General features: G+C 66.5%; 7 protein-coding genes and 1 pseudogene. 2 read left to right on the top strand and 6 right to left on the bottom strand.

All coding sequences use genetic code 11. From position 1 onward, the window contains the following. Nucleotides 1-147 precede the first annotated feature (147 nt). Nucleotides 148-4008: an NAD(P)-dependent oxidoreductase gene (locus B4U45_RS03690; protein ID WP_075548020.1), complete on the bottom strand. Its 3861-nt coding sequence runs from the start codon at nt 4006-4008 to the stop codon at nt 148-150. Nucleotides 4009-4457: 449 nt separating this feature from the next. Here B4U45_RS03690 and B4U45_RS03685 point away from each other — a divergent pair, with 449 nt between their 5' ends. Next, nucleotides 4458-5168: a hypothetical protein gene (locus B4U45_RS03685; protein ID WP_075548021.1), complete on the top strand. Its 711-nt coding sequence runs from the start codon at nt 4458-4460 to the stop codon at nt 5166-5168. A gap of 147 nt (nt 5169-5315) precedes the next feature. Here the strand turns inward: B4U45_RS03685 and B4U45_RS30270 are convergent, their stop codons facing one another. From B4U45_RS30270 to B4U45_RS03660, 5 genes and pseudogenes are all read right to left on the bottom strand, one after another. After that, nucleotides 5316-5420, bottom strand: a complete 105-nt coding sequence (locus tag B4U45_RS30270) for an excalibur calcium-binding domain-containing protein (RefSeq protein WP_225722907.1) — start codon at nt 5418-5420, stop codon at nt 5316-5318. Nucleotides 5421-6011: 591 nt separating this feature from the next. After that, nucleotides 6012-7865 (bottom strand): AMP-dependent synthetase/ligase, encoded by a 1854-nt coding sequence (locus B4U45_RS03675; RefSeq protein ID WP_122526481.1) that lies wholly within the window; start codon nt 7863-7865, stop codon nt 6012-6014. Nucleotides 7866-8030: 165 nt separating this feature from the next. After that, a complete protein-coding gene (ilvA, locus tag B4U45_RS03670; protein ID WP_089025261.1) occupies nt 8031-9251 on the bottom strand; it encodes a threonine ammonia-lyase in 1221 nt (406 codons plus the stop codon). Nucleotides 9252-9469: 218 nt separating this feature from the next. After that, nucleotides 9470-11552 (bottom strand): annotated as a pseudogene (locus tag B4U45_RS03665) (GH92 family glycosyl hydrolase); the annotation flags it as partial. 72 nt (nt 11553-11624) lie between these two features. Further along, complete coding sequence (locus B4U45_RS03660; protein ID WP_075548023.1) at nt 11625-13010, bottom strand: FAD-binding oxidoreductase; 1386 nt, start codon at nt 13008-13010, stop codon at nt 11625-11627. A 268-nt stretch (nt 13011-13278) separates the two neighbouring features. Here B4U45_RS03660 and B4U45_RS03655 point away from each other — a divergent pair. Further along, nucleotides 13279-13554: hypothetical protein (locus B4U45_RS03655; protein WP_219859321.1), on the top strand; the 276-nt coding region annotated here is incomplete at its 3' end.

Raw genomic sequence — 13554 nt, 5'->3', positions numbered from 1 at the left:
GGGCGGCTGTCCGCATCGCTGCCTGTAGCGTGCGCCGTTTGCCACGCGGTCGAAAGGGGTCAAAGGTCCTGACATCGAGTCTCGAACCGGATGCGGTTCGGGCTGACGTTGGTGCCCGGGCGACGACGAGCCACCCCGGCCCGGACTTCACGCCATCAAATCGCCCATCTTCTGCAGCATTTCGACCACATCGCCGGGCAGCGTGGTCGGCTCTTTGCCGACGGCGTAGCAACCCAGGATGATCTCGGCCGAGCGGTCGATGATCTCGACCATGTCGGCGGCGCGGCGCAAACTGCGGCCGGCGACCAGTATCCCGTGGTTCTGCATGAGCACCGCCCAGCCATCCCGGATGGCCTCGGCCACTGCATGGGCCAGCTCGTCGGTCCCCGGCATGATGAACGGCACCCGCGGAATATCACCGAAGAACGCCGCCTCGGTCGACACCGGCAGAAACGGCAACCCGGTATTGACGAGCATGGTGGCGTGCGGTGCGTGGGCATGCACCACCGCCTGGGCGTCGGGACGGGCACGGTACACCAGGCAGTGCATCATTCGTTCGCTCGACGGCGAGGGCGCGCCGGGATCCAGTACGTGCCCGTCGAGGTCCAGGCGCACCAGGATTTCGGGCCGCAGATCCCCCTTGAACATTTGACTCGGCGTGATCCACAGCTGGTCGGTTCCGGGGATGCGCACGCTCACGTTGCCGCCAGTGGCGGTGATGAGCTCGGCGGTGTAGAGCTCGTGCACGGTCTGCAGCAGGGTGTCGCGAAGATCTCCCGCGGATCCGATTGGCGCCGGCGCGGTGGTGGTTGCCGCGGCGGCCGGCCCGGCTGCGGTGGCGTCGGGGATGGCGGCCAGATCGCCCGGATCACCGGCTTCCTCGCGGGCCTCCCGGTAGAGCCGGGCCAGATCGTCCTGCATGTTCTGCAATGTCATCGCCTTGGTCGTGTCACCGCTGAACGAGAGCCGCCCGCCCATGGCCGCCTGCATGGGATTGACGCGGCCGGTGAACATTCCGTCGAGAATCTCGGCGCGCATGCGTAATTCGACGTCGGCTGGCGCCGCGGGGTCTCCGAGGTCGGCGGTGATCGCCCCGCCCTGTAGTTGCAGGAAGAACGCCAGATCGACGTCGGTGAGCGTGAAACGCAGTGTGACGGATTTGCCTGCGGCAAAAGCGCCTAGCGCCTCATCGTGGGTGATGCGTTCGACGAAGCCCTTCAGGATACGCCGCATGCCGTCGCGCGTCTCGGGCGGCACTTCGATGCTCGGGGCCAATATCGTTGCGGGAGAAGCTGGTTCGGGCTGTGACGTGGTGGCCGCGCCGTGGTCGAGCTGCAGGTCCGAGACCGCGGGCCCGGGTTGGCGGGCTAACTGTTCGAGGACTCCAGTTTCCGGTGTCGGGCGGGGTGCGCTCCAGTCGAAGCTGCGCAGGGTTTCGGGGTTGAGGACATGCAGCGGCGCCTCGCCGACCAGCAGTCGGCGCAGGTCCGCGGCGATGATGCGCCCTTGGTGCGCCGCCACGTCGATGGTGTTGCCGCCTACGTGCGGCGTCGCGATCACATTGTCGAGGGCCAGCAGCGGGTGATCCGAGCCCGGGGGCTCGACGCTGAAGACGTCGAGCGCGGCGCCACCGAGGTGTCCGCTGCGCAGCGCGTCGACCAGGGCGGCCTCGTCGACGAGCGCCGCGCGCGCCGTGTTGACCAGGCAAGCGCCCGGCCGCATGCGGGCTAGCGCGGCGGCGCCGATCATCCCGCGTGACTGTTCGCTCACCGCGGCGTGCAGGCTGACGAACTCGCAGTTCTCCAGCAGCTCATCCAACGTCGCCGGCTCGGCATCGGCCAGCACGATCTGCTCGGCATCGACATACGGGTCGAACACCAGGACGCCGGCGCCGAAGGCGTGCAGGCGCTGGGTGACCGCACGGCCCACCGCGCCGAAACCGACGAGACCGATTGTCTTGTGCCACAGTTCGCGGCCCTGCAGGCTGGTGAACGCCTGACCCATCCGGCCCATGTCGCCGGCGGCGATCCCCGGCTGACGCAGGAACGTCGATGCCGTGGGCAGCCGGCGGGCCAGCATCAGCAGGAATGCGACGGTGAGGTCGGCGACGGCGTCGGCGTTGCGTCCGGGGGCGTGGAGGACCGGAATGCCGAACGCGGTGCACGCCGGAAGGTCGACGTTGACCGCGTTACCCCGGCATGCGGCGACGACCTTCAGGTCGGGCAGCTGCCGGATCGCGTCGGCGTCCACCACGTCCACTTCGGTGATGAACACCTGCGCCCCGGCCAGCGCCTTGACCAGGCTGGGACCGGTCAGCAGCCGCATCGCGGTGCGAAAGCTCGCGTATTCGGCGTCGCCGAGCGCGCGCAGCGCCGCCAGTCCGTCGTCGTCCATGTCCGCGGTGACCAGGATGCGCGGACGCAGCGCCGGTCGCGACCGCGCCGCCGTAGCGCTCATCGCCTTGAGCGCCGACGGCAGGATCAGTTGCGACGCAAGCGTTTCGGCGTCAGCTCCCGCGGCACGCAGCTGTTGCCAGCCGCCGTAGAGCGCGCCGTAGGCGTGGGTCCGCTCGCCGTCCGGCAGCACCGTGCGGGCCAGGCCGCGGAATCGCTGGGCGCCTTCGGCCAGATCGGCGAAGACGCCGACGGCGACGCCGGCGCACAGCGCCGCGCCGAGCGCGGTGGATTCCGGTGTGGCGCCGACTTCGACGGGCATGCCGAGGACGTCGCTGAGCAGCTGCGCGAACACCGCACTGCGCGACATGCCGCCGGCGAGGCTGAACGCGGCAGCGCTGGCTTGTGTTGCGGCGACGTCACTTAACTGCTCGAGGTTGGCGCGCACCGCATACGCCATGCCGTCGACCACGGCACGCTCCAGATGGCGCCGCCGTTGCGGATCGTGGGCCGTGCTCAGGTGCGACAGCGTGACAGTGCCGGTGGGTAGCCGCAACTCGCGTGCGTTCATCACGCCGGTGCCCAGGGTGGACAGGATGCCGGCCGCACCCGGCTCCGACAATCCCGCTTCGGCCAGGAAGTGGGCAACCGGATGCTCGGCGTCCGGGTGCAGGATGCGCGCGAACCAGTCCAGCGCTTCACCCATCGCTCCGGCGTTGCTCTCCAACACCCAGCGGTCCGCCAGCACGTGGCAACCGGTCCACAGCCGCTCGCCGGGGTCGACAACCGGCCGGTCGAGGACCAGTTGGACGGGCACCGTGGTGCCGCCAATCGCCCCTACCTGTCCCGGCGCTACCGCGCCGACGCCCAGCATGGCGCACTGGGTATCGGCGCCGGCGACCGCGACGGGAGTCCCCGCGCGCAGCCCGAACAACTCCGCCGCCGTGGGCGTGACCGTGCCCAGCCGGGTACCAGCGGGACGCAACGGCGGCAGCAGGCGACGCGGAATGCTCAATTCGTCGGCGAGGTCGGGCGCCCAAGCACGTTGCGCCACATCGAATAACAGGGTGGGGCTGGCTTGCGACGGCTCGCTGCCGGATTCGCCGCACAGCCGGTAGGCGATCCAATCGCTGAGCGTGAGCACCATCGTGGCACGGGCCCACGCGTCCGGGTCCGTCGTTGCCAACCAGCGCAGTCGGGCCACGGTGGCCAGCGGGCTCGGCCATTGTCCGGTGCGGGCATATAGCGCGCTGCCGTGCTCGCTTGCGAGCTGAAAGGCCTCGCCGGCAGCGCGGGCGTCGCGGTTGGGCGTGGCCAACAAGGCGTTGTCGTCTTCGTCGAGCACCACCGTGGTGTGTCGCATGCTCGTCGCCGCCACGCCCAACACCTGATCCGGTGTTGCGCCCGCCTTGGCCAGCGCCGCGCGGGCGGCTTCGGCGAGGGTTGCCCAAATCAGGTCTAAGTCGAGATCGGTTCCCAGCCCGCCGGTTTCGGGCGCCGCCGAGTGGCTCCATGGCCGAAAGATGCGGGTAAACGCGCCGCCTGCGACGTCAACGAGCAGGCAATGGCCGCCGCTGCCGCCGGCATCAAGCGCCATCAGATAGCTGGGGTTCATCCTGGCCTCACGGATCTTCGGGCGTCATCTGCTTGATTCGACCACCGCGCGCTCGATCACCAGTAGAGTCCGAAGTCCTTGCGTCGAACGGAGCCGGCGACCGAGTTCGCTCATCCGGGTGTTCACGTTTTCTGGCCATTGCGGCGATCGCTTCGCGGAACGCGAAGTCGCGCTTTGGGTGCGGCCGGATGGCCCATTGACAATGCACCGCGCTACGAGGACCCTCGAATGAAACCTTCGACGTTGCGCCTCAGAAGACGATTCGGGGGGGTGGTCGCCAATACAGATGAGGCGATGACGAGTGGGCGACGAGCACTCGCCACTGGGCGTGCCGACGCGGCCACTTCGCCTCCGGATTGAGGATCCATTTGCTGCGCCGAAGCAGTGTACCGGCGCAGTCAAAGTGTGGCTCACAACAATATAACCAAGTGAAAAGGAGTGCACCGAATATGACTAGCATGCTTATGCCCGGACATGCTGAAATTTACAATGCGCTTCCGAACGTCGAAGACGCCGACAAAGAACGGCAATCACGAACAGAGTTTGACAACTTCCTGGACGATTTCGCGGAGATATTGGTTGAGGCCGAGCTCTACAAAGTTGGGCTCGATGAGATAGCCGGCCCGCTACTGCTGCACAGTCATTTCGCGGTCAGCGGTGACACAGCAATTGTCGAGAGGCCAGCGGTGCTGGATGACGGTCGTCCCGCGCTCGTGGCACGGCCCGAAGCCGTAACCCCTGAGGCCGTTGCGGTTCGGTGGAAGTGGCAACCGGAAACGGCGCAATTCCATCCATTGGAATATTGCACCGACCCCGTAGCCGTTTCATCCGCCGAAAAACTCAGCCAGAACCCCGGTTTTCTTAGTGCGGTGGGTCAGCTACTTGAGTCATACGATCTTCACGACGTCATCGGTCTCACCGTATTGCCTCGAAGTCTCGAGGTCAAAGAAGCGGGTTTAGTCTATTTCGAGCGCTCAGCCGATGACCTGAGTGTCACAACGGTTGAGGCTTCGTCGTTGCCGGGGATCATAACGGCATGGGCCGCGACCATAACGAATGAGGGCGTAAGAATTCGGCCGCAAACCAGGTGCGATCTCACGACGAGATTCTGCGGGTCCTGCAAGTGCCTGCGGACTACCTGCGTATCCGATCCAGATTAGGGGTTGCGCTGGGTAACTTCGGAATCAACACCGGCTTCTTCACGAAGGCGGTCCGAAGTGCGCACCTAAGTGCGGCGTAACTCAGCTCTTCAATATGTTCGCCTGCGGCCGTACCGTGACGACCGCAGGCGTCGGTGGCCCGCCGGCTTATGACGTCGAAGGCCAGTCGGCTACAAATTCACACGCGATGCCGTTGTGGTTGAGGTCGAGATCGGCACGGTAGTGCGGGTCGCTCCGCGGGATATTGACCATACCCTGGCTGGCCACGCACTGTGACGAGTCAGACCCTGCATTAGCCAGCGGAGCTGCACCGATCCCGGCTGCCGCGATAGCCGCGCCGACCAGAAGTGTCCGTATCATAGGTCGTCCTAACTTTGAATGAGTCGAACTTGATTTCTTCATAACGCGATGGCAAGCGATTTTGTTCCGCTGGAAGGCAACGAGTGGGGCGGATTTGGTGGCAGTTCGCAGGGTCCGAGTTTTCGGCCCGCGAGATATTTCGTCGGATCGCGAAATCGTTGTCGGCTTGTTTCACAAATATGTTCGCCGATCCCGCAAACATGATTTCTTAACACCCGATCTCAAGTTCGACGGGGGCCGCGAATCTGTGAGCAGCGCATCGTCGCGTTCTTGTTGACCGGCGTCAGCCGATGATCGGAAAACGGCGCGTGGCGGCCAACTCGTCGAGTCCCGTTTGCATTACCTGCCGCACGTACGCGTCGACCTCCGCGGCGTCGGGATGCCCACCGAATTGCGTGGTGATATGGATCGGCGATGGTGTCGCGGGACCAGGGCATAACGCGCATCTTGGCCCCGGGGCCACGCCGAGAGGCTCGGCACGCCCTAGTCAGCCAAGTTGACGTCAGCCAAGTTGACGATGTCCGGTCCCGGCGTCTTCGCATACAGCTTGTCGATCTCGGCGGAATATTTCTCGGCGATCGGCCTGCGCTTGAGCTTCATGGTCGGGGTCAGTTCGTCCCCGCCCGGTTCCCACGGGGTGCCGACGATGACGAACCGCTTGATCTGCTCGACGCGGGAAAGTTTGGCGTTCCCCTCACGGACGGCGGCGGCAAGCATCTGGCCGGCCTCGGGGCGTTGCGCGAAGGCGGCGGCCGAGTGGTCGGCCATGCCGAGCGCGGCTGCCTGGGCGGCGGCAGCCTCGCTCTCGAGGACAATCAGCGCTGTCACGTAAGGCCGGGCATCACCGATTGCCACCACCTGGTCGATCAACGGAGACGTCTCCTGGATGGCCATCTCGATGTTGGTGGGGGAGAGGTTCTTTCCGGATTCGTTGACGATCAGCTCTTTCTTGCGATCGACGATCGTGACGAAGCCCTGTTCGTCGATGGTGCCGATGTCGCCGGTATGCAACCAGCCGTCGGCGTCGATCGCTTCGGCGGTCTTCTCGGGCTGCTTTCGGTAGCCGCGCATCACAATCGGCCCACGGATGAGCAGTTCGTCGTCGTCGGCCAGCGAGACTTCGACGTTGCGCAATGGCTTTCCGACCGAGCCGACCTTGTTCGCGTCGGGCCGGTTGGAGGTCGCGCCGCCCACACATTCCGACTCGCCCCACACCTCGTAGACGGGAATGCCCAGGCCCCAGAAGAATTCGATCGTTTCGACCGGGATGGCGGCGGCCCCGGTCACTCCCCAACGCAGGTGGTCCAGGCCGAGCGCGGCGCGCACCTTGGCCAGCACCAGACGGTCGGCGATCTTGTGGCGCAGGGCAAGTGACGGGGACACGGGTTTGCCGGCCAGCATCTGGCTGGCGGCGCGCACGCCGGTGTCGATGGCCCACAGCGCCAACCGCCGCTTGAGCCCGGTCGCCTCCGTGTCGAGCTTCGTCTCGATCCCGACCTTGATCTTGTGCCACACCCGCGGCACCCCGAGCCACACCGTGGGACGAGCATCCGGCAGGGCCTGCGCGATCGCCCTGGGGTCGGCGACGTCGGTCATCGGCACCCCCAGGACCATGTTGGCGTAGTGCCCGGTCACCCGGTCGGCGATGTGCGCATGCGGCAGGTACGAGGTGATCCGATCGTCTGGGCGCAGGTCGAGGAGGTCGACGATGGCCGCGAACTCGGCCATCACATTGGCGTGGGTAAGCTCGACCCCCTTGGGCGGGCCGGTGGTCCCCGAGGTGTAGATCAATGTTGCGACATCGTCGGGCAGTACCGACCGCCATGCCGAATCGAAATCGAAATCAGCTTTTTTCCCTAATGATTCGACATCTGCGAGGGTGTGGCAGCCGTCGATGTCGGCGTCGACGACCACCAGGTGCGCGAGATTGGCGCCGGCCGCCCTGATAGCGGGCAGAAAGTCTCTTTCGGTGAAGACGACCGCGTTCTCGGCATTGGTGAACAAGTACCGGATCTGGTCCGGCGCCGAGGTGTTGTAAATCGAGAACGGGATCGCGCCCAGGTGCATGGCGGCCGTGTCGGCCAAATGAAACTCCGGGCGGTTACGCAGCATGAGACCGACCGTGTGCCCATGTTGAACGCCGAGTGCGGCCAGTCCGGCGGCGATCTTCCGTACCCGATCGGCGTACTGGCGCCAGGTCAGGACCACGGCGTCGCCGGTCGTGCGGATGGCCACCGCGTCCGGCTTGAGGGCTGCGGTCTGCTGAAAGGCCTGTGGCAGCGTGGATACCAATGTCCCGCTTGGGTGCCGAACCACCGTTGGATCGCCATTGGTCATTTCTTGTCTGCTCCTTCGACCACGAGACTCACGGGAGTCGCCTCTCGCTTCCGGATACCCACCGGCGAATCTCCGGTTGCGTCGGTTATCACGGAGTCTTTCGCGTTTCTTGCGCCGGGAGTAGGGTCGTTTGTCCTCATCGCGGGCGCCCCGGGAGCACGCCCGCTAGGCGTCCTCGACGCAGACGACGAATCCGGCTCCGATCAGCGCCTCCAATACCTCCTCGCGGTGTGCTGCACCGCGGGTTTCGAGGGTAAGCCGCACCTCGACTTCATCCAGCGCCAGTTTGCGTGCGGTACGGACATGCACCACGTCAAGAACGCTGGCGCCGGTCGCGCTGACCACGGCGAGTAGCCTGCTGAGCCCACCGGGGCGGTCCGGGATGGTGACCTTGATCGCGAGGTAGCGGCCGGCTGCGCGCAGGCCGTGGGTGACCACGTGGGTCAACACCAGCGGGTCGATGTTGCCTCCGGACAAAACCGCGCACACTGGACCGTGCGCGTCGGGTTCGGGTGCCGATGTCATCACCGCTGCCACGGCTGCCGCGCCGGCCGGTTCGACGATGAGTTTCACCCGCTCTATACACAGCAACAGCGCGCGCGACAGTGCCTCTTCGCTGACCGTCTGAATGGAGTTGACGAATGCCCGGACATGGGCGAAAGGAATTGCCCCGGGTGAGGCGACGGCGATGCCGTCGGCCATCGTCGACATCGACTCCAAGCGCACCGGATGCCCGGCGGCCAGCGACGCCGGCCAGGCCGCCGCGTTCGCCGCCTGCACGCCGATGACCCGGACCTGTGGCGCCAGAAAGTGTGCCGCCGTGGCAATTCCGGCCACCAGGCCGCCGCCGCCGGTGGGCACCACGATGGTGGCGACATCGGGGATCTGCTGCAGGATCTCCAGCCCGACCGTGGCCTGGCCGGCGATGACGTCGGGGTGATCGAACGGGTGGATCAACACCGCGTCGTGCTGCTGCGCATATTCGCGCGCCGCCACCAGCGCGTCGTCAACCGTGTCGCCGACCAGGTGAACGTGCGCGCCATAGGCCTTGGTGGCCGCCAACTTCGGCAGCGCGACGGTGACCGGCATGAACACCGTCGACGCGATCCCGAGTTCGGTGGCGGCCCAGGCGACGCCCTGCGCATGGTTGCCGGCGCTGGCCGCCACCACACCACGAGCCCGGTCCTCGACGCTGAGATTGGTGATCCGGTTGTAGGCCCCACGGGCTTTGAACGACCCGGTGCGTTGCAGGTTCTCGCATTTGAGCCACACCTGCTGGCCCGTGCAGTCGGAGAGTATTCGCGACGCGACGACCGGCGTCGGCCGGACCACCGGCTTCAGCAGCTCCGCCGCCGCATTGATCTGGTCGAGAGTCAGCAGTTCCACGGCTGGACTCGCAGCTCGGCCAGCCGGCGCTGGATCGTGATGTCATCGGCATTCATCGGTGGCTCCGTCGTCGTCGGGACAGGCCAAGGCTAAACGTGTCGCTCGCGTTGTGACTTCGGGCGGGCGCAACCCGGCCGTGCGACCCCGTCCGGCGCTGTTGGGTTCGGGAACCGACCGCACGAACCTCACGATCTCTGCTGCGACGGCGGAGGCGCTCCGCCGAACGATGGTGGCGCGGCGGACTCCGCGGTGCCCCAGACCGTGTTGGGGGTGGCGGAGAGCGAGAACGTCACGTCGCTGCCGGTACGGATCAAGGACTCCGGAAGAAATGCCTGATCGGTGGCGCGGCTGTCGATGCTGAGGCCGTTGATGTACTTCAAGCCGTTGCGTCCGGACGCCCCCGGGGCGAAGATCCGGATGGTTTTGCCGCCCGGAATCGACAGCTGAGCGCGTTCGAACAGCGGTGTGTTCACGGTGAGGATGGGCGTTCCCGGGGTGCTGGGGAACAGCCCGAGCGCGGCCCAGACATACCAGCTGGACTGCGCGCCGAGGTCGTCGTTACCCGGCTCCCCGTCGGGTCTGGGGCCGAATAATTCGCTGCGCACCCGGTTGACCGTCTCCTGGGTTTTCCACGGTTGACCGACGTAGTTGTACAGCCAGGGCACCCCGAAGTTCGGCTCGTTGCCGGCCCACATATACGGCCTGTTGGGGCCGGCATTGAGTTCAGTCAGGAAGCGGTCGAGCCGGTCGGCCGCGGCCTGGCGGCCGCCGAGAGCGGTCACCAGGCAAGCGACATTCTGCGGCGCCAACCACAGGTATTGCTCGGCGTTGCCCTCGTCGTATCCGTCCTGGCCGAAGCCCCAGAGAGGCTCCACGAAGCCCGGCCCGAGGGGGAACGCGCCGTCGGCGTCGCGGGGCGAGAGGTAACCGGTGGCCGGATTGAACAGGTTCTGCCAGTACTGCGCCCGGTTCTGGAACTCGGCAGCGGTCACGGTGTCGCCGAGCGCGTCGGCGAACCGGGAGATGGTGAAGTCGTCGAGCGACCACTCCAGCGTGATCGAGGCGCCGACGATGTTGTGGTCGGCGCGGACTCGTCCGTCTGGGGTGCGTAGCCGCGCTCCAGGTAGGTGGCGATCCCGGGTCGCTATCGCTGGCCTGCGCCGGGAACAGCAGTGCCTGCAGGGCCGCCAAGCACCCATAGGTGTCCCAATCCGAGAAGTTGGCGTACTGGGTGTGCCCCTGGGCCACGGTGTGGATGGTGCCGTCGAATCCGATATAACGTCCGTCGGCGTCGTTGAAGGTGTTGGGGTGCAACAACGTTCGGTATAGCGAGGTATAGAAGGTTTGCAGGTCGCCGCTATCGGTGCCGGCCACCGTGATGCGGGCCAGCGCGGCGTTCCACTGCGCTAATGCGGCGGCGCGGACCTCGTCGAAACTGCGTTCGCCCTCGGCCGCGAGGTTGGCCCGCGCCCCATCGACACTGACGTAGGAAATCGCGGTGCGCGCCTCGAGCACCGAGCCCGCCGGGAACTCCACGTACCCGCCGCTGTAGATCGAATCCGCGCTGCGGGCACCGGGATAGACCGCGTCACCGTCCCAGGTGCCATACGAGGTGAACGGCCGGCTGAACTCCATGGCGAAGTACACCGTGTAGGTGTTGTTCTTGCCGCAGAATCCACCGGTGGTAGCCGATCCGGTGATCGTGGTGTGGTCCTGGCCGATCTGGATGGTCGCGGCGTCGTTGCCTCCGAGCGACGCGCCGGAACGCACGTGGAACAGCGCAGGCTGACCGTTGGCCGGGTAGCTGAACCTGCCGACGCCGGTGCGCGTGGTGGCGGTCAGTTCCGCGGTCACCCCGGTGGCGGGGAAGCGCACCGTGTAGTAGCCGGGCACGCCCACCTCGGTGCCGTCGTGGGCGATCTCCTCCCAATCGGTCCAGGGACGCGGGCCGATCGGGGTGGTGGTCGGCAGCATCGAAATATCGCCGAACGCCGCGCAGCCCACCGAGGCGTGGGTCATGCTGAATCCGGTGGAGCGCGCGTTGTCGTGGTCGTAGCCGGCATAGGTATCGGTGGTGTCCGGCGAGTACTGCACCATGCCGAACGGCACCCTAGCCCCGGGGAAGTTGTTGATTTCGCCCACCGTTTCGCCGCCGGTCCCGGTGCCGATGAGCGTGTCGACGTGGTTGATGGGGTTCACGACGAACGCGGGTTGATCGGCGTGGGCCGCCGGTGGCGCACCGCTCAGCATCACGCCGACAATCGCCGCGACCAGCGCGGCCAGCGGCCTACCTGAGCGCATCGCTGGCTACCGTCTCGACGTGATCGTCGATGAGTCTGTGCGCGGCCGCGAGCGCACCACGGTGTGGCCGCCTCACATCGTTTCGGCGGGGAAGAGAATATCGGGGTTGAGGATGCCCGCCGGGTCGAAGCTCTGCTTGATTCGGCGCATCAGCGCGATCTTGGCCGGGTCTTCAAGCTGCAGGAAGTACCGGGCCTTGGCGCGGCCCAGGCCGTGCTCGCCGGAGATCGCGCCGCCCAATTCCATTGCGAGCGCGAAGATGTCGGTCATCAGCTGCTTCTTCTTCGCCGGCTCCTTGCAGATGATGGCCAGGTGCACGTTGCCGTCGCCGGCGTGGCCGCAACCGATCGCGGCGCCGCCCGCGGCCGCCGCCAGCGCGCGTGCAGCACTGAGGAACGTCGGCATCGACGCGCGCGGTACCACGGTGTCGATGATGTCGTCGGCGCCCGCGGACTTTGCCGCCCAAAAAGCCTTCTCGCGCGCCTCGATCAGCTTGCGCGCCGAGCTTCCTTCCAGTACGTAGGCGTCGATGGCTCCCATTTCGGCCAGCATCTCGCCGGCCGTCTCGACATCCTCGAGTAGCCGATCTGCGCTGCGATTCTCCACTGCCACGAGAAGGTACGCTTGACAGCTGTCGCGTACCTGATCCGGAATGCCCAACTCGAGGTTCTGGGTGTGCACCAGCGCGGCCATTGTCAGGTTGTCGATGTATTCCAGGATGTAGGGCGCCAGCCCGCTGGCGACGATCCTGGGCACCGCCGCCATGACCTGATCGAAGTCGGCGAACGGGGCCAGCACGCTGGCGCTGTGGTCCAGGCGTGGATGCAGCTTGACGATCACCTCGGTGGCCAACGCCAGGGTGCCTTCCGAGCCGACGATGAGCTGCGTCAGGTCGTAGCCGGTGGACACCTTGGCGATCTTGCCGCCGGTTCGGATGATCTCGCCGGTCGGCAGCACTGCCTGCAACCCGAGCACGTTATGGCGAGCTATCCCGTACTTGACCGCGCGCATACCGCCGGCGTTCGTGCCGACATTGCCGCCGACACTCGACGACAGCTCACCTGGATGAACCATGTACCCCAGCCCGGAATCGACGGTCGCGGCGTCCAATTCGGTCAGCGTCACCCCGGGCTGGACGACGGCGACCTGGTTAGCGATGTCGACCTCCAGCACCCGATTCATTCGTTCGAACGAGATCACCAGGCCGTCCTCGTGCGGCCGCGCCGCCCCCGACAAGCCGCACCCGGATCCGCGTGCCGTCACCGGAACCCGGTGGTCGGAGGCGGTCAGCAGCAGTTGCGAAACCTCTTCTGCGGTAGCCGGTTTGACGACATAGGCGGGCCTCTGCGGCGGCTGCGTCAACTCCTCGTCGTGGGAATAGTCGTCGGGAATTGCGTCGCCGCTGAGCACATGAGCACTCCCGACGATGTCCACCAGCCGCGCTGTGATGTCACTCATGGAAGGCCTCGTGTTTCTGCCGTGCCGACAGCGACTCACTCTATAGCCGGCCGCGGCCGAAAATCTCAGTTGGTTCTCAGCCGCGCGGAGCAGTCTGAGCGACGTGCACCCCTTCGCAGGGCCTCGCGGGTCGGGCCCGCCGCCTGACGGTGCCACATGGGCGCCACCATCGGGGGCAGCAACCGCCCCGCCGCGACGGGACCGTCTGGTGAGCGGGTTGGTCGTGCTGCACAGTGTTGAGTTAGCCATGCTATTGCAGGCTGCGGGAATGGTCGGGCGTCTCGCGCGGGCGCAGCCGGGGCACGGGGCGGGGCTGGCCATGGTGCCGGTGCTGACAGCGGTGCTGATGGTGGGATGGCAGGCGGTGCGGCTGCTTCGCGGGCAGCGGTCGTTGAACCCGGCCGGATTGGCCGTGCAATCGGGGATATTGATGACCTCGATCGCGGTGGCCGCCCGCAACCTCGTCCCCGGGTTCATCGGGATCGCGCTGGCGTGCGCGGTATTGGCCGGCTGGGGTCGACTCGCCACCTCCCGCAGCGCCGGC

It is taken from the genome of Mycobacterium persicum (genome assembly GCF_002086915.1).
Classification (GTDB): Bacteria; Actinomycetota; Actinomycetes; order Mycobacteriales; family Mycobacteriaceae; genus Mycobacterium; species Mycobacterium persicum.
Note: the sequence above shows the minus strand (reverse complement) of the source record. Positions and strands in the feature narration are given on the sequence as shown.

Excerpts from the sequence above, each read along its gene's own strand:
- B4U45_RS03675 (WP_122526481.1), bottom strand. The coding sequence starts at position 7,865 with ATGACCAATGGCGATCCAACGGTGGTTCGGCACCCAAGCGGGACATTG.
- B4U45_RS03685 (WP_075548021.1), top strand. The coding sequence starts at position 4,458 with ATGACTAGCATGCTTATGCCCGGACATGCTGAAATTTACAATGCGCTT.
- B4U45_RS03660 (WP_075548023.1), bottom strand. The coding sequence starts at position 13,010 with ATGAGTGACATCACAGCGCGGCTGGTGGACATCGTCGGGAGTGCTCAT.
- B4U45_RS30270 (WP_225722907.1), bottom strand. The coding sequence starts at position 5,420 with ATGGTCAATATCCCGCGGAGCGACCCGCACTACCGTGCCGATCTCGAC.
- B4U45_RS03690 (WP_075548020.1), bottom strand. The coding sequence starts at position 4,008 with ATGAACCCCAGCTATCTGATGGCGCTTGATGCCGGCGGCAGCGGCGGC.